Here is a 22,130-nt window from a genome sequence, read left to right as displayed (position 1 = left end):
TTGCAAGAGTTCCCATTTTTTAAAAAGCGGTTATTAGGGCGTCTACAGGCAGCTACAGTGAGGAGATTTGAATACGAGAGAGGTAAAAGTTGACCTCGCTCGTTTTGCGTCAGTAGCGTCTACTATTATCGCTTTGCTTTTGTACCCATCCGCTGCTTTTTAGATCGAAATGTTTAACTTTTCCAGGATGAATTGGCTTTGGCGTCTACCTTTGGGCCATGACTGGCGGCAAAATATGCTCCAGTCCCCTGTAACAGCAGAAGTGGAAGATTCAATTACCTTGCGGGTGCTAGTGCTAGCGTTGGTAATTGTGGGCATTGTAGCGACGGATATTGCTGCTGAAGCTTGGTCTAGTTTCTGGGCAGTACCACTGTCGATATTAGGTGCAATTTGGAGTTATTATCGTCGCCGCGATCGCAATATCCCAGTTAAATTCTGTATTGCCATAGGAATGTTAGTAGCACTAGGTGCTTTCCTAGGGCGATTGTTAGGAGAATTGAACGATACACGACTGGCTTTAGCAGAATTATTAATCCAACTTCAGGTACTGCATTGCTTTGATCTCCCTCGTCGGAAAGACTTGAGTTACTCAATTCTCATTGGATTGATTCTGCTGGGTGTGGCAGCAACACTGAGTCAAACTCTAGCATTTGCGCCAATATTACTGTTATTTTTAGCGATCGCCCTGCCCACTTTAGTAGTAGATTACCGTTCCCGACTTGGATTGGAGCAATTAAATACTCAAAATGAACAAATTTTGAGGAATTCCCCTACACAGGGGAATTCCTCTGTTTTTAATTTAAAATTTTTAATATTTAATTTTGTGATGATAGTGGGGCTAGGGCTGGTAATATTTGCCCTTTTACCCCGCTTACCAGGATATCAATTGCGGATGTTTCCGGTCAGCTCCCCAATTGAAATCAAAGGCGAATTTACAGGACGTAACATTATTAACCCTGGCTATGTCCGCCAAGGTAATCCTAACAATCAAGCTAATGGTAGCAGTGGTACTAGCAGCAGCCAAACCGGTCAACCGGGGAAAGTAGATAATAGCTTTTATTATGGTTTTAATAGCCAAATCAACCAAAACCTGCGGGGAGAGATGACACCCAAAATAGTCATGCGGGTGCGATCGCAAGCAGCAGGTTTCTGGCGAGTGTTGGCTTTTGACCGCTACACAGGTAAAGGCTGGGAAGTTTCCCGCAATGATCAAGTCAAACGCTTACAGCGATCGCCTTGGTCTTACCAAATTTTTCTTGACCCGCCAATCAGTGCAGCTCAAATTAAAGAAATTATCCAGACTTACACAGTGGTGTCTGATTTGCCAAACCTGATTCCAGCAATGGCATTTCCCAAAGAGATTTACTTCCCGACACCGATGCTGGCTGTGGATCAAGAAGACGGATTGCGATCGCCTGTAGGATTATCAGAAGGCATGACCTACACAGTTATTTCCCAAGTACCCTATCGCGATCGGACTTTGTTAGGCAAAACTTCCAATAAATATCCACAAAGTATTAAAAATTACTATCTGCAAGTTCCGCCAGAAACTGCCGCCAAAGTACGTAAACTTACGGAAGATATTCTAGCTAACTACAACCAACAGAGAGTCGCACAGTCAAATAAATCACTAGACTCTACTTACGAAAAAGCTCTTTATCTAGCTCAGTATCTCAAACAAAACTATAAAGTCCCGGAAAATCCCCTCGATTTACCTTATTTGAGTGAAAACGAAGATTTAGTAGAAGCTTTTTTATTCAAACATAAAGGCGGCTATCCAGACCATTTCTCTACAGTCTTGACGGTAATGCTACGTTCGATTGGCATTCCCGCACGCTTGGTAGCGGGGTTTGCGCCGGGAGAGTTTAATCCTTTTACGGGGATGTACATCGTCCGCAACACCGACGCCTATGCAATGACAGAGGTGTATTTTCCTAAATATGGCTGGTTTGCGTTTGACCCGATTCCCAACCACCCCCTAATTCCTCCTTCAATAGAAGATGAGCAGACTTTCAACACTTTGCGTCAATTTTGGAATTGGGTTGCAGGCTGGCTACCCTCTCCCGTAACAGGTTTGCTGAATTATTTATTTGGGGCTATATTCACCTGGGCTAGCAAAGCTTTTTCTTGGTTTTTGTCGCTATTTTACCAAGGATGGCTGGGTGTTTTCACTGGCTTAATTTTTGCCACAACAGTAGCTTTCTTAAGTTGGTTAGGCTGGGATAGATGGCGGGAGTGGCGCTACCACTACGCTTTGAGGAAATTACCACCAATGGAACGTCTATATCAGCAAATGTTGCGCTGGACAAGTGAACAAGGTTTAGTGAAACACCCAGCCCAAACACCGCTAGAGTATGCGACAATTTTATACCAACATCATGCGACAGCAACGGCTGAGGTGATAGAGGAAATCTCCCAAGCCTATGTTAGTTGGCGTTATGGTGGTCATACTCATGATGTGCAGAGACTGCAAAAAAAATGGCAAGAAATGAAAAAGACTACCAAAAAATTAAAGTTAACTTAATTTGGTTAAGACTGGGTAGTTCCTGGTGTAATTTATACAATGGCTGTAGTGATTAACCAAGGCGATCGCACAGTCACTGATGTAATTAAAGGTTATGGCTTCATCGGTGTTCATCGGTATTCGTTTTTTCTCCACTGGATTTGACCGCCAAGGGCTATATTTTAGAATTATCGAACACAGATGCACACAGATGCACACGGATGTGGTGGTATGGTGCTTCTCATCGGTGTTCATCGGTGTTCATCGGTGTTCGTTTTTTCTCCACTGGATTTGACCGCCAAGGGCTATATTTTAGAATTATCGAACACAGATGCACACAGATGCACACGGATGTGGTGGTATGGTGCTTCTCATCGGTGTTCATCGGTGTTCATCGGTGTTCGTTTTTTCTCCACTGGATTTGATCGCCAAGGGCTATATTTTAGAATTATCGAACACAGATGCACACGGATACACACGGATGGGTGATGCGTTGGTGTTGTGGTGGTCTATGATTGATTCACATTAGAGGTCATCCGAAAAACCCCACTTTCTCACAGACCGATGCAGTGAACCTGGTGGCAAACTTTCTGGGGCAAAGCTTTGGGAAAGTGAATAGTGGCAAGGCTGTGACCTGTTTCGGTTTCGGTTTGGACTGAGACTACTTCTGCTAAGTGCGATCGCAAAGCTGCTTCTCTATGGGCAAAACGTGCATCCCAAGTTCCGACTGTTTGCTCCGCCGCGATTATTTTGGCTTGTTTATGGGGATCTACACTCGCAGGAAAGCGGTAGTCTACTTCAATGGTCATTGATCTTGGTTGTTAGTTGTTAGTTGTTTGTTGTTTGGAATCATAAACCAGCAACAACCAACCATCAACCACCAACTAAACTACAGCGTTTCCAAATAACTAAGCAGGTCTGCCATTTCTTTGGCACTAGGCTGGAATTTTGGCATAGGAGGAGTGTCGCCACTGATCACTTGATGAATTAGACCATAGGGTGATTTGCGCTTGGAGACTCCTTGTAAACTGGGACCGACACGACCATCTGCTTCCCAACCATGACAACCAGCACAGTTGATTTGAAAGATGGCATGTCCTTGTATCGGATCGCCAGTCAGGGATAAAACTGTCTTGACATAGGGGTCGGAAGCTCTGACTATGCGAACAGCAAAAATCCCCAAGACAAGCGCTAGCAAAATTGCCAGAGCCATCAAAGCGATGCGCTGAATCATGATTTTAGGTTGGGTAATTTGGTTATCCAAATTTTTTTGCTGTCAAAGTTAGGTGTACAAATGTTTTTCATTTCATACACATAGCTTAAAATTTCTTTGATTGTGTTTGCAAGCACAAATCTATATTTTCTGTGTTCTGTTGTTGCCTAAAACCATCATCAGACATGGGACTGATGCCAAATTTGGTAAGATTGGGAAAAGGACATAAATCTTTAACAACTGCAACAAGGAGATTTCAAGTGGTTGAACCCCTACTAGATGGCATTGTTCTGGGTCTCATCTTCGTAACTCTGGCTGGACTATTTTATAAAGCCTACCAGCAATATAAACGTCCCAATCAGTTGGGAGGTTAAATTCAGTGAACAGTGAATAGTTATCAGGTATATGATACCCACTTGTGAAACTGATAACTGTTAATTATTGGGGAAATAGGATGTTGGGGTGATGGGGAGACACAATTAAAAACAAAAAATTAAAATTTTTTAATTGTCTGTGTCCTTGTTCTCCCACGTCTTCTTATCAATCTTCTGTTTCTGTTGTTCTGTAGAAAGTAATGGCCGTGTTTCCGTAAATTTTTTGACGACAAATTTCTAAACCGGGAATTACGAGGGGTGTATGATTTTGAAGACTGTGTTCTATTGCTATTTCCCCATCAGCATCTAATAACTGGTATGATGCGATCGCTTCTAATCCTGGCTGGTAAACTTGACTAGCATAAGGCGGATCGAAGTAAATTCGATCAAACTGCTGTCCAGCGAGTTTTGGTAACCATTGCACTACATCACCACGCAGCACTTTCCATTCCTGTTCATCTTTGGCTACTTGTTGCCAGTTTTGTTGGATGATTGCACAGGCACGACTGGATTGTTCGATCGCGATCGCACTTTTTGCTCCTCTACACAATGCTTCCGCACCCATCGAACCTGTACCGGCACACAAATCTAGCCAGCGACATCCTTCTATTGTTCCCTGCCAAATATTAAATATGGCTTCTCTCACCCGCGCACTTGTAGGTCTAGTATCTTTACCTGGTAATGTTTTTAACGGGCGATTACCGTAAATTCTCAGAGCCATGAGCTTGGGGTCGAAATTAACGCAGACTTAAATTACAAACTCACTTTCGCTCTAACTTTATCATCGCAAAAAGTGGTTCACATAAAATATTAACTAATTACTGTTGCATGAAATAACTATCCACCACTTTTGAGCAGAATTTTTCCATCATTCTCGGTGTGGATGGTGGAGTGAGTAAAACAGGTGAAATAATGAGAGAAGTTTACAAAAATTAACTTGATTTTAAGCAGCAATTTCTTCGCGATCGCGGACTTGGGCAACAAAATTAGACAGAATTTGCAATCCGATATTAGAAGATTTTTCGGGGTGAAACTGGACAGCCATTAAGTTTTCGTGGGCAATAGCGGCTGTCACTGTTTGACTACCGTGAGTGACGTTAGCAGCGCGGACTTGAGGTTCAGCGGGGTCAACATAATAAGAATGGACAAAATATACCCAAGGTTGAGGCGCTAAATATTCCCATAAAAGACATTTTGGTTGAGTCAATTCGAGTTGATTCCAACCCATATGGGGAATAGTAATCCCTGGTTCTGGACGGAAGCGGCGTACTTTTCCTTTGATAATTCCTAGTCCTGGTTCACAGCCTTCTTCACTGGAATCAAACAAAATTTGCAGCCCTAAACAAATACCTAAAAAGGGTTTGCCAGATGCGATCGCTGCTTTGATGGGTGCTTCTAAATTCCGCGATCTTAAATGTTGTACTGCCGGGTCAAATGCACCTACTCCCGGTAATACTATCGCATCTGCTTTTTCTAATTCCTTTGCAGAATCTGTCACTTTAGGAGTTGCCCCAGCTTTTTCTAAACCTTTACAGACTGAGTGTAAATTTCCCATGTCGTAGTCCACGACTGCTATAACCGCCATTAACTTGCTCCCTGTCAATTTATTATGGAGGGTATTTCTATTTTAAATAATATTCCCTATGAAGAGAAGGTTGCTATTAATTTATTTTGAAACTGGGCTACCTGATCAACAGTCAAATTCCTCTGATGATTTATTGATTGAACTGGCTAAACTTCATTAGTTCTCTCATGATTTAACTTTCTTGGCGATTGTTACCTGTGGATGTGCAACTTGCCAGAAATCAAGTACTGGAAAAAATTGCAGAACTCTGGCCGGATGGGATGAACTGCTGTAGCATGACCGAAAAGCAGAGGCAATTAAGCGTGGAATCCAATGCTAATTTTGCTGAAACTGTGTTGCATACAACGTTGAATTTAGATCAATTGGTGGTAAAGACAGAGAATATTGATATTAGCCATAACTACGGCAAATTTGCCTGTTGCAGCTCTATATTATTCAGTACTAGATTACCCCTGACATTTCCAATTAAGAGTTTGCATCTTTATCCACGTTTCTATTTTGACTAAAGAAAAATCTTCCTCAATAGTTGCTGATTTTTTATTAATTATTCACAGAGTGGCACTTTGATAATATTTTTTGCGTCTGTTTGTGGAAAAATTTCTCTAGGTATATGTTGCCAATCTTACTAATTCTTCCCATCGCTCAAACAATTCCTCTGCCACCATCACCACCAGAAGAAGTAGTACAAACTCAACAAGTACGTCCTTTGCCAGGAAAACTGGATCGAATACCAACCTTTAATAGCAATAGTCCAGAAAAAGTTCTGACTGAGGGAATTCTCCTTTCTACCTTTCCTGGTGAAGACAAGAAAGTTCCAACAGCACATCTCAACTATCCTTTTAAAGGAAGATTTGATATTTTCGCCCATCATGTTGCGGAAGCACCCACCCCAAATGACTTGCGATCGCTGTATCTAGGCATAATCCTACATAACCCAGGTAAACAACCAGTAAAGATTAATGTGTTTCAAGGGGCAACTTATTTAAGTCAGCCAGATGCACCCTTTGTAGAATTGCCATCCTTGAGTAAAAATCTTTTGGGCAATGTTTTTGCTGGACCAGGCGATCGCGTGATGAATGATGTCTTACGCGGACGTCGCCAAAAGATATTTCCTGCCCAAATTGTGATTCCACCAGGACAAAGTCAGATGCTGTTGAATGCACCAATTCCTGTCAAGGGACTCACCCCACCTTTAAATGGTCGATCTGCTTTGGTGCGACTGCATAGTAGTGGTACTGTCTACGCAGCTAGTTTAGCAATGTTTGCAAAAACCAACCCTGATGGTAGCGATCGCCCACCGACTTTAGAGGAATGGCAAAATTTACTTAATAATGCTAATTTAGCCGGACCGCGAGATAAAACTCCTACTCCTTTAGAAAAAAGTGACAAACCTATAGTCTATGGACGTGTTGCAGGTGTAGCAAACGGTTCTTTTTGGCGGGCTTTTATTACAGATAGTCCTAAATCCAAATATCTAACTATTCCTCAGCCTGGTCAAGCTTATTCTTATGCATTGAGTACTGTCCCTGGTGGAACTTTGGGGACTGGTCAAATTCAAAGCGCACCCATGCTAGTACGCTATCCTGACACCGCCTATCTAGCTCATGGCAATTACGGCATACAATACAGCCTGAAGTTCCCGTTGTCTAACAACACGCAGACACCACAAAAAGTAACTATATCTATGCAGACACCCCTGAAAGAAGACCAGTTAGTCAAACCAGGGTTACGCTTTTTGAGTACACCAGCAAAACAAGTGTTTTTCCGTGGAACAGTCCGCTTAGGCTACAAAGATGATCAAGGTAAACAGCAAACTCAGTTTGTGCATTTGGTGCAAAAGCGCGGTCAGGCTGGGGAACCTTTAGTAGTGTTGAACATGAAGCCTGGTGACAAGAGATTAGTACAAGTAGATTTCCTCTATCCACCTGATGCAACACCACCGCAGGTATTAACGGTTGAGACTGCAAGCAGGGAACAGTGATCAGTTATCAGTTATCAGTTATCAGTTATCAGGTTTCAAGTTATTACTGAGTAACTCAAAAACAAAACCCCCAGTTGAACAACTGGGGGTATTTACATACTCTCAAACAAACCACATTTTTGTGAAAGAAACCCAATGTCTGCACTTTAGTTGGGAAGTACGTTGCTGGCATAGGCATCCATCCCATAGGCAGGAGTGCGATCGCTGTAGTCTATATCCTTACCAGTAATGGATTTAGCCAGTTTTTCAAAAGACTCAGAACGCCAGTTACGTTCGTGGATAGGCTTTCTTTGTTCTCCCAGGAAGTAAGCCATAGAACCCAGTAAGGAAGCTGCTACCCAACCGACAACGAATAATCCAATCAAGATAGCCATCATAATATTTAGCTCCTTTGTTTAATTTTTGTTTCTCTATGTAAATTAATGTAACAGAAGCTTGAAAATTAATTAATGGTGTGGATACCGAAAAAAAGATAGGGTATTCCACACTCAAGCAGCCTGTGCAGCGAGTTGTGATATGTGTAAATGAATAGGCTAGCTGGCTACAATGCGATCGCCATGACAATTGTTACCCCATATGTAATGTTCAGCAGTATCTTTATGAATCATTCGTTATATCTTCTTGTTCTGCTTGAAAATCTTCTTTCTGACACTCAGCTAGCAACTCATGAATACTTTCAGGTAAACCTCCATTCATTACTTTTTTGGAAAAAACTTGATAACAATCCTTTTTATCCCCTTCCTTTCGTGGAAATCCTAGCCAAAGAATCACAATAATTTTTTGTTCTTTAAATGCTCTAAAGAACAATCTATATCTTTCAGGTAGTCCCATCTTTTTGAGACGACCATATTTTTGTAAAGGTTTTTGTAAAACAAAATAGGAAGCAAAAGGATCTTGGGGTATTTTTTCTTTGATACCAATATCTAATGCTTTTAATAGCTTGGCATCTGGATGTTTAATAAATTCTTCTTTAGTTAACTTAGTTTTTAAAATACGAACCCGATGAGACAATTCTACCCATTGTTCATTAAACAATGGGTAAAAAAAGATTGTCCATCCATGACAAGTGAATGAACTCATTAATCCAACTCTACGTCAGCTAATAAATCATCCATTTCATCACTCATTTCTTTTGTATAAGAAACAAGTTTTTCAGGATTTTTCATCGCATCTTTCATGAGAAAGTCGAGAAATAAGCTCAACATTAATGATTCCGTTTCATCGGCATTCTCTTTTTCTTTCGTATCTAATCTTATTAAGAATGTATTGTCAGATAATACTTCAATATAACCAGAAGTATTAACTAAATGAGGGTAGTCTCTAGAAAATGCGCGGGGTAGACGAAATCCGTCTTGAGTACCTATCTTGGCATGAGCTATGGGATAAATTTTGTCAGCCATGTAAGTAATTCCATTTTTGATTTTGGATTTTAGATTTTAGATTGGAAAACTTTATCTGGTATAGGTTCTGTAAATATATTTGTTGCAATCATATTTTAAATTGGTATAATCCTATTTTATTATAACAAATATTATAATATAACAAATTTAACATAAAAAAAGACAGGCACATTGCCTGTCCTAACTTGATAATTCTAATCAAAATTTAGAAATTCATTTCAGCCGCTTGGACTTTTTCAACTTGCTTCTTCTTCAGAATCAGCATGATTTGAGCTAACATTACCAAGCAAACAAATGCAATCATCCATTTAACTCTGTTGGGATCTTGCAGTACGATTTCTGTGTCATCTTGACCAAAGCCACCAACGTTAGGATTATTGGTCAAAGCATCGCCATTTTTGACTGCTTGTCCTTCAGAGACAATCAATTCAGGGCCAGCTGGAATTGTGTCGACAACTGTTTCGCCAGAGTCAGTTTGAATGCTGACTTGATACTTAACGCTACCATACTCATCTTCCTCTTTGGTAATTTTGGTAATTGTGCCAGTAGCGGAAGCTGTGTAAACAGTATTGTTGCTCTTTTCGCCAGTGGGATAAAGTTGTCCGCGTCCCCGGTTAGCACCCAAGTGAACTGCATATTTACCGAAGTGAATGTTCTTGTCGCTGGCGGGATCAGGAGAAAGAACTGGGAAAACGATTTCTTGGTACTGTTCGCCAGGGATGGGTCCGACAAGGAGGACGTTATCTTGTCCCTCTTTATATGGCTGGAAGTAAACATCGCCTACTTCTTGTTTTAATTCTTCAGGAATGCGATCCTCGGGAGCAATCTTGAAGCCTTCTGGGAGCATTAACACAGCACCGACATTCAAACCAACTTTAGAACCGTCAGCACCTACTTGTTGAACGCTGGTGTCGTAGGGAATTTTTACTACCGCTTTAAATACTGTGTCAGGCAGAACTGATTGGGGAACTTCTACTTCCGCTGGCTTAGCTGCTAGGTGGCAGTTAGCGCATACGATCCGTCCTGTTGGTTCGCGGGGTGTTTCGGGATAGGTTTGCTGGGCCCAAAATGGATAAGCAGCGGCAGATTGAGGAAGGGCTAGATCGCTAGTGAAGAAAAATGTCAAAGTAGCGATCGCAATGAGCAATGTTTTGGTAATTACTCTAGCACTACGAGTTAGTCTCGCTGGTGTCAAGGCTTTTCTCATCTCTTAAGGACTAGTTTCTAGGAGCAACGTCAAATAATACAGGAGATTTGTTATCAGTTAACAGTTGTCAGTTATTAGTTATCAGGTTTGCTTATTCACTAACTGTTTACTGTTCACTGAAATTTAGACCCACCAAGGTTCTTCGCCTGTCCGGAAGTCAGTTTCTGTCCAAGGAGTGAGGACAATTTTGTCTTCTTGTGTAGAGGCGTGAGACAAAGCCAAAGATAGCGGTGCAGGTCCCCGGACAACTTTACCAGTTGCATCATATTGAGAACCATGACAGGGACACTTGAATTTGTTCTCAGCAGCGTTCCAGGGTACAACACAACCCAAGTGGGTGCAAACCGCATTAATTCCGTAATCACCAATTGCTTCTTTGCTTTCTACCACAATATAAGTAGGGTCGCCTTTTAGTCCCTGCACTAGAACGCGATCGCCCACATTATGGCTTTCTAGAAACTTGCTGACACTGACATCTTTACCTAATTCATCTTTGGCAGTTGTACCACCGCCAGCACCACCACTAGCAGGCGGTATAAAATACTTGACAACGGGAAATAATACCCCTGCGGCAACTCCGGTCACGGTTCCAAAAGTCAGAAGATTCATGAACTGGCGTCGCCCCATATCGGGTACGTCCATTGATTCGGAAAATTGAGCCATAATTTATGCGTTCTTGGTGTATTTTGTAAACAATTTTGACTTGAGTTCTAATTATCGAGAGACTCATGCCTATGTTTTGATGACCATGCCCACAAAGACGCCAGTTTTTCTTTTTAAGATATTTCTAGCATCTTTTCTTGTAGCATTACATTTCTTTATATTCTTATCATACTTGAGTAACTGAACTTAACATCATAACTAAATGTAAAATATAATTGAGAACGGTCATGACAGGACAAGAATTACGTCAACTGCTGCTAGAAAAGTGGGGGCGCTCTTATGATGTTCAACTGCGCCGCACTCAAGGTAAAATATTTTTGCAAGTCATGTGGAAATATTTAGAACAAGCTTCTTTTCCCTTAAGTGAGGCTGAGTACCAAGAGCATTTGGATAGTATTGCAAACTATTTGAATTACTTAGGTGGAACAGCACAGGTACAAGAATTTATTCAAGGAACACGGGAACGTCCACGACTTGGAAAAGCTGTCAGTATTCCTTTAGATTTAGGGGAACGCTCAACGGAATGGTTAATATAAACTTTTATAAGTCTGTAAATTTCAAACAGTAACTTCTACTAAATATTTATTTTTTTCACATACTTGTTCACTCTTTGAATTGCTAGCTAATACTCTAACAAGATTTTGGATTGATGTCATTTCATCGGTCACAATCCTTTTTAAAATTGGTATAGCCAAGATGAGCAATAAAAAATTTACTACTAATTATTAAAAGTGTAACGCGAATTTGCTTTTACTTGCGCCGAATTTTGTGATGAAAAAAGATGATTTATCTTTGCCAAGTGATTGTATTCTCCGCAAAGCAACACCAGCTGACATCTGGTCAATTCGGTGGTTGGTGCTGTCAGCTAAACTTGACCCTACACAATTAAAGTGGCAACAATTCTGGGTAATTGAATATGATCAACAAATAGTCGCTTGTGGACAACTACGTAAATTTTCCGGCGCACAAGAACTTGGTAGTTTAGTGGTTAAACCAAATTGGCGCGATCGCAATTTGGGCAGTGTTCTGACTCAGCATTTAATCCATGCTGCTACTCAACCGCTATACCTGGAGTGTCTAGGTCAGCGTCTGGCTGAATTTTATCACCGGTTTGGTTTTGTACCTATTTCTTTTGAAGATTTACCGCGATCACTTCAGCGCAAGTTTCAATTATCTGAGTTAGGAAGAAAGTTGCGGATTGTCCCTGTGGTATTCATGCATTACCAATAACTTAAATCAGAAACTATCTGACTAATTTTTAGTAAGATAGTTTCTATTGTAATTTTCCCCTTCATTATTTTTCTAGAATAGCCTGCACTTGCATCAATAATTCATCAATATTGATGGGTTTGTGAAGAAATCCATCTATCTGTAATTGCTGCTGATCGAATGTTGGTAATTCGTCATAGGCAGTCACGATCACAATTGCAACAAAAGGCTGGTTTTGTCGAATCCATTTGGCGACCTCGTAACCATCTAATTCAGGCATCATTAAATCCAACAATACTAAGCTTGGTGGATTGGCTTCAATTTTAGCAATTGCTGTATATCCACTAGAAGCAATGTCAACTTGATAGCCTTCAGACTCTAGGATTGTTGCCAGTAGCAAAGAATTATCGATGACATCGTCGACAACAAGAATTTGCTTTTTATTCAAATTTTCTTCCAGAAACAAATAACTCATACAACAAGAGATTTATTAAATGTGTCATTTTATAAGAAGAGACTGCAAAAATTAGGTTCTTCCAAAAGAAAACGATTTTTATTTTATATTTGCTCTTACTTTGGTGTTATTTGCCTCTTACTGTAGGCATAATATAAACATATCTAAAGAAATATTAAAAATAATAACAAAAATAATACATGATTAAACCTCTACTCACCTGAGTTGCACCTCGCCCTGAGTGCGCCTTGAACTCAAGTTCAACCCTCATAGCCCAAGTCCGTGAAAACGGACTCAAACGCCTGAGTCTCCTAGTGTAGCTCATAGCAATTTTCTACTAACTTTTACTACTGGTGCGATCAACTAATTTTGTGTAATAGGTTATAGATATTGACAAAGGCGAAGATATATTTTTTAAATCGCTCTACTCAAAGACGCAAAAGCTGAAACCTTAGCAGAATGGTTAAAAGCTCATCCTGGTATCAAAATCGTCTCACGAGATCGGTCAAAAACTTATGAAAGTGGTATTCGCCAAGGAGCGCCAGAAGCCATTCAAGTTGCAGACCATTTTCACTTATTGCAGAACTTATCTCAAACCCTTAAGCAAGTCTTTAGTATTCACGCCGAAGTACTTAAAGAAATGGAAAAACAAGTCTTTAGTACTGATACTAAAGTGCTAAAAGAGGTGGAAACAGCACACAACCTTTCCCTAATTGCTGAGGCTAATTCCTGCCCAGTTGTGCCAAGGTTTCCCCAAAACACATCTTTAAAAAGAAAAGTCCAATCCGCCAAGGCACAGGCCAGACGGAGGGACATCCATGAGCAAGTTTGGAGCTTACGGTCTATTGGCTTATCAGTGCAAGCAATCGCTCAATCCCTGGGAGTTGCTAAAAATACCGTATATAATTACTTGCGTAGCTCAACTTTTACCGAACGTCGCCAACGTAGCGACCAAGGTCTGAGCCTTCTCAACCCTTATCAATCATGATTACCTTCTCAGTTGCTGGAATAACGGTAACCACAGCACCCAAAAACTGTTTGAGTTGAACTTACTACTTATTCCTTTCTCTCTTCTGCCTTCTGCCTTCTGCCTTCTGCCCTCTGCCCTCTGCCTTAAGGCGCGTAACCTTTCATCATCACCAAAAGTTGCCAAGAACCTCGCTCTGGTCAACACAGATTTGGGTGTTGTTCTAGTTTTTACAAAGCAACTTTTGTACTTATTTTGTTTGTATCCTCAAAACAACCATCAAAAGCGATCGCGTCGGCTACTGTATCCTTGGGCTGCTGACGAATGATTTCGGTTCCTACTTTTGTCAGGGTGTAAACTAGTTCTTCAACCCACTTATTTTCAATAATGGCTACGATGGCAGAACTACCAGGAACCATAGAGTCCCCAATTTCTCTAAGTTCTCGGTTGTCAAACCCCAAATTGATCACTTTTCCACTAAAAGCACGGGGTGCGGTATCTAACACAATGCCTGCAATTGGCCCACCTGCAACAATGCCGATAATGGCACCTAAAATGCCACAAATACCCGCATCACTTTTAATTCCTACTGTTTGGGCTATCTCTTTCAGAGACAGCTTACCGTTTTGATTCTTAGTAATAACTGCTGCATTCCAAAGGCCGATAGTTTTTTCTTTTTTAAGTAGCTTTAGCTCCTCAAGTACTTCAGCAGCTTCTTTTTGGTCTCTAAAACAAGCAATGATTAGGCTAATAGGATTTTCCATAAGATCTGTCCTATTGTATGACTGTGTTTTCAAAATGTTCATCTCTGCACTCCGTTGGTTTTCTGGCTAGTGCAATTGCTTTAAAGAGATATTCAGACCGATGCTTTCTATACCCCAAGGGTGCTGTCGTTGTCGAAGGTGGTAATGCAACTGTTTAAGTGATTGTTGCTTGCTTGTTTGATGATGTAATCTAGCGGGAACAAAAATGATCGTCACCACAATTACTTTGCTTGCATGGATAAATTGCATATGCGATTTATCATGCTTTGCTTTTATAGATAAATGCTTTAACAGGGGTCTGGCAACTGTTTGTTGATAAGGCATGGTACTTCAAAATGTTGATCTCATGAAAGGCGTATATTTGAAGCTTGGTTATAATTATCGAGTCAAACAAATGGTAAATAAAGCAATAGTATGAGCAGAAATAATATTGTACGTGACAAGTTATTAATTCTATTCCTCATATTTATGAAAACCTGAGAATTCAGGAAATATCCTTATCTACATAAGCTAAATGACAAAAGAAAAATTACTAATTAATCAGGACAATAATTAAGATATAGAATTTTGGATTCTGGGTTTGTCAATTTTAGATTTTGGATTGAAAACAATCTACAATTAAAAATCTAAAACACAAAATATGTTGACAGCATCTCCGGATATAGCTTTTGTAAAACATCTTTCGCAATCATTTTGTAAATTCCTGTTATTTATCAAATTTAAATTTTTATTCCATGAAACTCCTTCATTAACAGATCTGAGAGAACAAGTTTCATAATTTATGTGTATTGTCTGTGTTAGTTTAGCTTGTAAAAATAAGCAATTTATAAGGAATATATAAGAGATAAATAATAAAACATATCTAACAAATTTAAGGTTACTACAATCAAATAACTCATGATTGTAAATCAACAGACTTCGATTTTATCATCTATTGTTTAGCATCAAATTTTGATAATCTTGTGAATTGTGGATTTTTGATTGCGAAAGCTCTATTGAAGAAAATTTGAATTTTACATCTGTCGCAATCTTTCTTAAATTTGATATCACTAATTGATTGGAGTCAAATTTGCCTGCCGACTTTCTGTGAAAAATTTCTTCCTTGTCTCTCCTTGTCGAGGAATCAGATGAGATTACTACAGATATTGGATTCCTATTTCATTGTTGCGAAGCTAGCTACACCTTAAAGAGCTTTCTTTTCTATTGCCTGTTGCTCTATTGCCTGTTGCAGGACTGCCTATTGCCACGAAATATAGTAGTAAGGGTGAACCATATGCCATGACTTGTCATTTTTTCATGTTGAGAATTTGTGTAAAAATGACAAAAAAACATCTGATACACCTCATGTTTTTGCTGCTAGATACTGCTATATCCTCTGGCCGTAACTATTTGCAGCGCCAGCCCAGAATTAACCCCGATGCGACCGGGGTTAACTTTTACCCAATTTGATGGGTGAGATTCACTGTTTCGGAATAGCCACTATGTGACTATAGTGACATAGGAAACGTTCAAGCCAGCCCCAGTGCCACTGGGGTTTTCCTTATGAAAGCATTAATCCTAGCGCCAATTTGTCATAACGTCAATCTGTCATTTTGTCCAATAAATTCTACTTCACAGTAATTTTAGGTTCAGAGTTTACTAAGCAATAGCATTTTGCTTCTCAAGAAATTATTGCCTGTTATCACAATATTTACTAGTGAATATCTTCATTTTAAGGTTTGACTTAAGTTTTTTATTATTAGTAGTTCAACACACTAATTTTGATAGGTTTGTAGTGTAGACGCTCGTAAGAGCAAGTTACCTTAGGTAGGCTTTAACTTAGTTATAATTCCCAATTAAGTATGTCAGTAATTTGTTTGGGCAGTTTCATTGGGTTGAAAGGCTTGGCGATCGCCCCGACAATTCTCATCTGTTTAAGCTCTTGAGGTGAAAACCAGCTGGCTTTTGCGGTAATCAAAACAATTGGAATTGGTTGGATAAGTGGATGGTTTCTAAATTCTTGAATAACCCCAAGACCATCTGTTGCGAGCATTGGCATATCTAGAAGAATAGCATCGGGTCTTCTGATCAATAATGCTTCTTTAAGCATCAAAACTTCCAGCCCTTGACTGAGCGAGGAAACTGACAGCACATCCCAGCCACCAAGGCGACTTAAACAAACTTGCAAAATCACTCGGACAGAAGCTTCGTGATCGATGAGTAAAATGAGCTTACCAGACATGACTGAATTTACCTTGGGTCGCTCAATAGCAAACCCAAGGGGGGATTTTGAAGATGAATTAAACTCTGTCACTGGGCTTTTCTAGGGTTGAATTAATTTACACAGAAGAATAAAGCCAAAAACTAAGACACTTGTAAGCAATTTCTAAAACCAGTTGATTATTATTATCGCATGATTATCTGCTTTTGCTTTCTCAACTTACCAGCCCAAAATAGTATTTACCTGATTCCAAACTGTCATGGGGTCAAACGGTTTGGTGATCACACCAGCAACTCCCATCTTGGCAAAGCGTTGGCGATCGCTGGGTAACACCTTAGCTGTAAGCAGTATAACTGGAATGGATTGCGTCGCTACATCCGAACGAAGGCGAGCATAAACCTGAAATCCATCCATATCTGGCATTGACACATCTAGGAGAATAGCGTCGAGGGGTTGTTCAGTTTTGGCTTTGAGTAATCCTTCCTCACCTGACTCAGCCAGGAAGGCTTTCCAGCCTGCAAATTTTTCCAGGGAGACTTGAACGACTCTACGAATATCTTTTTCGTCGTCTACAATTAGAACGCGTTTGATCATGCCTCTCTCCTCCTGAGGGGCAATGTGAAATAAAACGTACTTCCTTGTCCCAGCACACTCTCTACCCAAATAAGTCCACCGTGTTGCTCAACAATGCTCTTGCAGATGGATAATCCTAGCCCAGTTCCCCCTTTTTGACGAGAATCAGATGCATCAACTTGCTGAAAGCGTCCAAAAATGCTTTCGAGCTTTTCTGGAGGAATGCCACGTCCTTGGTCGCGGACTTTAAATAGGATACTGGGAGATTGGGGGGATTGGGGATCCAAGGGGGACAGGGGAGAAAGATTACTTTCTTGTCCTGCTTGTCCCCCGTGTCTTTCTTCACTCACCAACTCTGTACTTATCCAAACTCTACCACCCGCAGGTGAGAACTTGATAGCGTTACTTAACAAATTGATCAATGTTTGGATGATCGCATCGGGTGCTGCCCAAATTTGCATATTTGCAATCATCACGGAAATTTCCACCCCGGCTTCTTTGGCGATCGCCTGCACTGTCTCAATTGCTTGCTGTACCAGATCAGCGATTTCGCATGTTTCCATTACAAGTTGGGTTTTGCCAGACTCTAGTCGTTCGAGATCGAGGATGTCGTTCACCAAACGCACAAGGCGATCGCTGTTATTAAAAGCTATTTGCAGCATTTCTTTCGCTTGTTCGGGTTCATGATCAAAGATACCCGTTTCTAAAATTCCCAGAGAACCGCGAATAGCAGTTAATGGCGTGCGGAGTTCGTGACTCACAATCGAAATAAATTCATTTTTCATGCGATCAACTTTGTAGCGATCGCTAATATCTTGAATTTGAACAATAAAATAGAGCGGTTGTCTGTGTTGATCTTTGACAAGCGACACATTCAACAGAATATGGATCACATCTCCTTGCTTGTGCAGATATCGTTTCTCCACCTGATAGACACGAATGTCATTCGCCAACATCTGTTGCATAGCTTCTAAACTAGCCTCGAGATCATCGGTATGGATGACATCCTTCAACGTGAGAGTAAGCATTTCTGCTTCAGTGTATCCAGCAATTTCACACAGGGAATGATTCACCTTGAGAAATTGTCCCTGTGGTGAAACTAATGCCATGCCGATGGGTGCAGCATCAAACGCCCTACGGAATTGCTCTTCGCTCTGGCGCAATGCATCTTCAGCCTGTTTGATATCAGTGATGTCTATACCTACGCCATCCCAAATTGTCCGACCATCCCGCAAGCGTCGGGGCGTTGAGCGCACATCTAACCAGATAATGTTTCCTTGTAAGGTGCGAAACCGCATCTGCATCTCAAAAATACACAGCGTTTTGAGAGATTTCAGGCCTAACTTTTGGCGGACAGGTTTGTCTTCTTCATAGATTAAGCTCCTGAGAACATTAGCATCCTGGATAATTGCTTCTGGCTTCAGCCCAATCAGGTCTTCAATTCCAGCACTAATATAGGAGAAGTAAACTCCCTGATCTGGAACATGAACAATTTGGAAAATGAATCCTCTGGGCAAATTGTCCCCGATCGCCTGCAATATTGCTTGGCGTTCCTGCAACACTAATTGCATCTGTTTGCGTTCAGCTAGTTCAATTTGTAACTGCTGATACAGGTTGGCTTGATGAATGGCGATCGCTAACTGGTTGCTGATTTGCTGTAAAAACTCTGCCTCAGATGCTTGCCACTGGCGGTAGTGGGAGCAGGTGTGAACTATGAGCAATCCCCAAACTTTGGTTGAAGAATCTTCCAAGGTTTGGATAATGGGGGCAACCACTTTGGATTTCACCCCAATTTGCTGCATAAACTCAACCAGACACGCCCCCCACTCATCCTTGGCCACATCTGGTAAAATGCGAGGGTTTCCTTGGCGATAGTACTCATAACAGTCATCAGGGAAACATTCATCGACCCAGCGCATTTGATATGTCATGGGATACTCTGGAACCACGGCTTCCTCGATTATCTGTCCCGAACCATCTTGATTTAAGCGGAAGATCAATACGCGATCAGTGTGGAGAGTTTGCTGGACTTCGACTACTGTAGTTTTCAAAATTTGTTCCAGGTCGAGTGATTGACGAATGTGCTGAGTAATGGTAGTGAGTAGGCGTTCCTGTTCTGCTTGTAATTGCAAAGACTGCTCCAGTTTTTTCCGCCTGGTAATGTTGAAGCAACTGCCAATCAAACGATAAATTTGCCCATCCTTGTTTTGCAACGGACTCAGGTTCGTAATCCACCAGGTTTCTTTGCCTTTAAATACTAGACGCTCTTCATAAGTGATTCGTTCTCTAGCTATGATGCAGGCACGATAACGAGTAGTAACAGCCCGTGCATCTTCTGGTGAAAATACTTGTTCGGGGGTTTTGCCTGCCACTTCCTCTGATAACAGTCCAGACATACGCTCGTAGGCGGGGTTAATGCCAACATAGCGAAAGCTGCCATCTTCTAGCACATCAACGATAAACACCCCAGCGGCAATGCCTTCATAGATACTGCGTAAAAACTGTTCACTTTCTCGCAGCGCTTCCTCTACCCGTTTGCGGTCAGTAATATTTCGCCCAATGCTCAGAACTGTTGCAACGGAACCATCCTCAGCCAATTCTGGAACCAGACGACAAAGCCAATAACTTATTCCTTTAGGACAGGGAAACTCAGTTTCATAAATCTGCTCCTGTCCCGTCTCAAACACATGCTCTAAGGCTGCGTGCCATGGGTTGACAATGGTTTGGGGGAAACCCATTTCTAACTCAGTCTTACCAATCCACTGTGCTGGCGGAATGCCTGTTTCTAGTTCAACACGAGAATTGATATAGCGGAAGCGATATTCTCGATCAACTCGAGAAATCACATCTGGGGCATTTTCCACTAATGCCCGAAATTCTTGTTTCCGTTGACGCAAAGCTTCTTCAGCACGTTTACGCTCAGTGATATCTTCTGTTAATCCGATGTAGCGTACGAGGTTTCCTGCTTGATCAAAAATGGGAAACACTTCGGCAAACATCCAGCGAATTGTACCATCCGATTTCATAATCCGATATTCTCGCTGAGCATGTTTGCCTTGATACTGTTGAGCGAGAGACTGCAATACTGATGGGCGATCATCTGGATGTACCACCTCTAGCCAGGATCTGGGATTTTGATAAAGGCTCTCACAAGTTAGTCCGTAAATCTTTTCATACCCAGGACTAATATAAAGAAACTGTTGAGAATCCGCAGACCAGACAAAGAAAAGTTGATTGATATTTTCTGCTATTTCGCGAAATCGCTCTTCACTTTCGCGTAGGGTTGTTTCGGCTTGTTTGCGTTCAGTAATATCTCGAATCAGCCAACGTAGAGCAATGAGTTTTTGGGCATCACGCACAGGAGCAACTGTAATTTCAACAGGAAAAGGCTCACCCTGACGGGGTTGCAGGCTGAGTTCCCAGGTTTGTTTATCTGGGAGTGAGGATAAATGATTTAATTGCGTACGAAATGCTCGCCGAGCAGATGCTGGAATAAAACTAACTAAGAGTTTGCCAGTTAAAAATCCCGATTCTACAGAAAGTAGCGTTGCGATCGCATGGTTTGCTTCTAAGATTCTGCCTTGTGCATCTGTAACTAGGTATCCATCCGGGGCAAAGTTAAACAAATGCTGTAGTTTTTCTGTGCGTTCGGCAATTTGAGCTTCTAGAGTTTGATGATAGTTGGCTAAGAGTTTCTGTGCTTGTTTGCGTTCGGTAATATCAGTAAAAGCTGCGATCGCATAAATGACTGTGCCTGTCTCATCAAAAATGGGAGTTGTCAAAACCTCCAAAGGCACAGTTTTATCAGTTTGACGCAACTCCAGATCATCAATTTTGACAGATTCACCTGCAAAAGCACGCACGATGGGCAGTTGTTCAGTGGGGTAGAGCTGATCACTTCCAGCTTGATAAACTTGAAAAACCTGTGATAGTTGCTCTGTTGTGACTTCTAGTGGAGCGGTGATCCCCAGTAACTGCTGTGCCTTCAGATTGCTGTAAATGAATTCACCAGTGGTATTGTGTACTGTCACTCCTATCGGTATCGCCTCAAGAATCTGATTTAGTCGATGCTCTCTGGCGCGTAATTGTTGTTCAGTTTCACGCAACTGGCTGTACAGTTTGGCATTGTGAAGTGAAATTGCTGCCTGTGCAGATAGTAGTTTTATTACTTTTAATTGCTCTTTTGTAAATACCCCATTAGTAATATTATTTTCCAGATATACAATGCCGAGCAATTCTTCTTGATGAAGCAGTGGCACACACAATATTGATTTAGTTTGGTGTTGTTGAATATAAGTATCATTAATAAAATTGCCCTCACGGGTAGCATTATCCACAACTACGCTTTCTAAAGTCTGGATCACATAATCAATCACCGATGCAGGCAGGTGATCAGCAATCGGCAGAGATTGCAATAAAATGATTTGCTCGTTTGTGGCAATATCTATTGTGCCAGAGGCTGCGATCGCCCATTTTTCTGTGCTTGTTGATGCTGTTTGGCAAGGCAAAATTAAATAACCCGTTTGTGCTTGAGCATTCTCAATCAGAATTTTCATCAAGACACTGAGCGATCGCTCGAGTTCAATTTCACTCGCAATTGCCTGATTTGCTCTAATAACAGCTTCTAAATCTGTTGAAGTGTGGCTGTCGGCTGGTGATAGTTCAGATCGTAACTGGGGATATTGTGTTTCTAACTCTTTTATTTTTGCCGTTGCATCTAAGCGTATGTAAGCGTAGTGTGCTTCTTTGATGTAATTCTGAGCAAACCTGAGCCTACCCCGCTCGAGATAAAACCTCGCAGCTAATTCATAGGCTAAAGCTTCTGTTTGCAGAGATCCATTTGCTTTTGCTGTGTCGATCGCTTGTTCATAATATTCTTCTGCTTCAGTGAATTTACCCAGAACTTGTGCTTTCTCTGCCTCAGCCAGTAAGTGTGATGGGGATTTGCTCATGTTCTCCTACACTTGGATACACAAGGGAAATGGGAGTTGCGGAGATTAGAATAGCCATGTCAATTAGGGAATTACACGCTGATTT

The 22,130-nt window shown here is 41.1% G+C and carries 18 protein-coding genes and 3 pseudogenes; 7 read left to right on the top strand and 14 right to left on the bottom strand.

Going from position 1 to position 22,130, the window contains the following annotated elements:
* The first annotated feature begins 187 nt into the window (after nt 1-187).
* Entirely contained in the window at nt 188-2,524 is a 2,337-nt protein-coding gene (locus NIES592_RS17275; RefSeq protein WP_073556407.1) for a transglutaminase TgpA family protein, read from the top strand.
* A gap of 15 nt (nt 2,525-2,539) precedes the next feature.
* Nucleotides 2,540-2,629 (top strand): annotated as a pseudogene (locus NIES592_RS24645) (EndoU domain-containing protein); the annotation flags it as partial.
* Nucleotides 2,630-3,102: 473 nt separating this feature from the next.
* On the opposite strand, the pseudogene NIES592_RS17270 reads toward NIES592_RS24645, so the two are convergent.
* Together NIES592_RS17270 and NIES592_RS17265 are read right to left on the bottom strand one after the other, a co-directional pair.
* Nucleotides 3,103-3,312: pseudogene (locus NIES592_RS17270) on the bottom strand (ribulose 1,5-bisphosphate carboxylase); the annotation flags it as partial.
* 80 nt (nt 3,313-3,392) lie between these two features.
* Nucleotides 3,393-3,767 (bottom strand): c-type cytochrome, encoded by a 375-nt coding sequence (locus tag NIES592_RS17265; protein WP_062245400.1) that lies wholly within the window; start codon nt 3,765-3,767, stop codon nt 3,393-3,395.
* Nucleotides 3,768-3,976: 209 nt separating this feature from the next.
* Here NIES592_RS17265 and petG point away from each other — a divergent pair, with 209 nt between their 5' ends.
* On the top strand, nt 3,977-4,090 hold the full coding sequence (gene petG / locus NIES592_RS17260) for a cytochrome b6-f complex subunit V (protein WP_062250465.1): 114 nt from the start codon (nt 3,977-3,979) through the stop codon (nt 4,088-4,090).
* A 166-nt stretch (nt 4,091-4,256) separates the two neighbouring features.
* Here petG and rsmD read toward each other — a convergent pair whose 3' ends face one another.
* Entirely contained in the window at nt 4,257-4,811 is a 555-nt protein-coding gene (rsmD, locus tag NIES592_RS17255; protein ID WP_062245402.1) for a 16S rRNA (guanine(966)-N(2))-methyltransferase RsmD, read from the bottom strand.
* 222 nt (nt 4,812-5,033) lie between these two features.
* Entirely contained in the window at nt 5,034-5,675 is a 642-nt protein-coding gene (gene hisH / locus NIES592_RS17250; protein WP_062245405.1) for an imidazole glycerol phosphate synthase subunit HisH, read from the bottom strand.
* 610 nt (nt 5,676-6,285) lie between these two features.
* Here hisH and NIES592_RS17240 point away from each other — a divergent pair.
* A complete protein-coding gene (locus tag NIES592_RS17240) occupies nt 6,286-7,656 on the top strand; it encodes a DUF3370 domain-containing protein (protein ID WP_073556405.1) in 1,371 nt (456 codons plus the stop codon).
* A gap of 146 nt (nt 7,657-7,802) precedes the next feature.
* On the opposite strand, the gene NIES592_RS17235 is transcribed toward NIES592_RS17240, so the two are convergent.
* The 5 genes from NIES592_RS17235 to petC form a co-directional block, all read right to left on the bottom strand.
* Nucleotides 7,803-8,033, bottom strand: coding sequence for a photosystem II protein, Psb35-related (locus tag NIES592_RS17235; RefSeq protein ID WP_073556404.1), 231 nt, complete (start codon nt 8,031-8,033; stop codon nt 7,803-7,805).
* Between the two features lie 220 nt (nt 8,034-8,253).
* Nucleotides 8,254-8,736, bottom strand: coding sequence for a type II toxin-antitoxin system YhaV family toxin (locus NIES592_RS17230; protein ID WP_073556403.1), 483 nt, complete (start codon nt 8,734-8,736; stop codon nt 8,254-8,256).
* Complete coding sequence (locus tag NIES592_RS17225) at nt 8,736-9,056, bottom strand: hypothetical protein (protein WP_073556402.1); 321 nt, start codon at nt 9,054-9,056, stop codon at nt 8,736-8,738. Before NIES592_RS17225 ends, NIES592_RS17230 begins: the two co-directional genes overlap by 1 nt.
* 205 nt (nt 9,057-9,261) lie before the next feature.
* Nucleotides 9,262-10,263, bottom strand: a complete 1,002-nt coding sequence (gene petA / locus NIES592_RS17220) for a cytochrome f (RefSeq protein WP_073556401.1) — start codon at nt 10,261-10,263, stop codon at nt 9,262-9,264.
* A 123-nt stretch (nt 10,264-10,386) separates the two neighbouring features.
* The gene (petC, locus tag NIES592_RS17215) at nt 10,387-10,926 is read right to left on the bottom strand and encodes a cytochrome b6-f complex iron-sulfur subunit (protein ID WP_073556400.1); all 540 of its coding nucleotides are present in this window, start codon (nt 10,924-10,926) and stop codon (nt 10,387-10,389) included.
* Nucleotides 10,927-11,153: 227 nt separating this feature from the next.
* On the opposite strand from petC, the gene NIES592_RS17210 reads away from it, so the two are divergent.
* Nucleotides 11,154-11,462 (top strand): DUF3067 family protein, encoded by a 309-nt coding sequence (locus NIES592_RS17210; RefSeq protein WP_009458069.1) that lies wholly within the window; start codon nt 11,154-11,156, stop codon nt 11,460-11,462.
* 235 nt (nt 11,463-11,697) lie between these two features.
* Nucleotides 11,698-12,156 carry a GNAT family N-acetyltransferase gene (locus tag NIES592_RS17205; RefSeq protein ID WP_073556399.1) on the top strand — a complete coding sequence of 153 codons (459 nt, stop codon included), beginning with the start codon at nt 11,698-11,700 and terminating at the stop codon, nt 12,154-12,156.
* A 64-nt stretch (nt 12,157-12,220) separates the two neighbouring features.
* On the opposite strand, the gene NIES592_RS17200 is transcribed toward NIES592_RS17205, so the two are convergent.
* A complete protein-coding gene (locus NIES592_RS17200) occupies nt 12,221-12,610 on the bottom strand; it encodes a response regulator transcription factor (protein ID WP_062245427.1) in 390 nt (129 codons plus the stop codon).
* A gap of 397 nt (nt 12,611-13,007) precedes the next feature.
* Between NIES592_RS17200 and NIES592_RS26385 the strand changes: the two are divergent.
* Nucleotides 13,008-13,212 (top strand): annotated as a pseudogene (locus tag NIES592_RS26385) (transposase); the annotation flags it as partial.
* 574 nt (nt 13,213-13,786) lie between these two features.
* On the opposite strand, the gene NIES592_RS17190 reads toward NIES592_RS26385, so the two are convergent.
* The 4 genes from NIES592_RS17190 to NIES592_RS17165 form a co-directional block, all read right to left on the bottom strand.
* Complete coding sequence (locus NIES592_RS17190) at nt 13,787-14,320, bottom strand: DUF1269 domain-containing protein (protein ID WP_062250467.1); 534 nt, start codon at nt 14,318-14,320, stop codon at nt 13,787-13,789.
* Nucleotides 14,321-16,142: 1,822 nt separating this feature from the next.
* Nucleotides 16,143-16,541, bottom strand: coding sequence for a response regulator (locus tag NIES592_RS17175; RefSeq protein WP_073556397.1), 399 nt, complete (start codon nt 16,539-16,541; stop codon nt 16,143-16,145).
* A gap of 198 nt (nt 16,542-16,739) precedes the next feature.
* Complete coding sequence (locus tag NIES592_RS17170) at nt 16,740-17,114, bottom strand: response regulator (RefSeq protein WP_073556396.1); 375 nt, start codon at nt 17,112-17,114, stop codon at nt 16,740-16,742.
* Nucleotides 17,111-22,045, bottom strand: coding sequence for a PAS domain S-box protein (locus tag NIES592_RS17165; RefSeq protein ID WP_073556395.1), 4,935 nt, complete (start codon nt 22,043-22,045; stop codon nt 17,111-17,113). The genes NIES592_RS17170 and NIES592_RS17165 overlap by 4 nt, the downstream gene beginning before the upstream one ends.
* Nucleotides 22,046-22,130: the final 85 nt, after the last annotated feature.

Source organism: Fischerella major NIES-592 (genome assembly GCF_001904645.1).
Taxonomy (GTDB): Bacteria; Cyanobacteriota; Cyanobacteriia; order Cyanobacteriales; family Nostocaceae; genus Fischerella; species Fischerella thermalis.
This window is presented reverse-complemented; position numbering and strand designations above follow the sequence as displayed.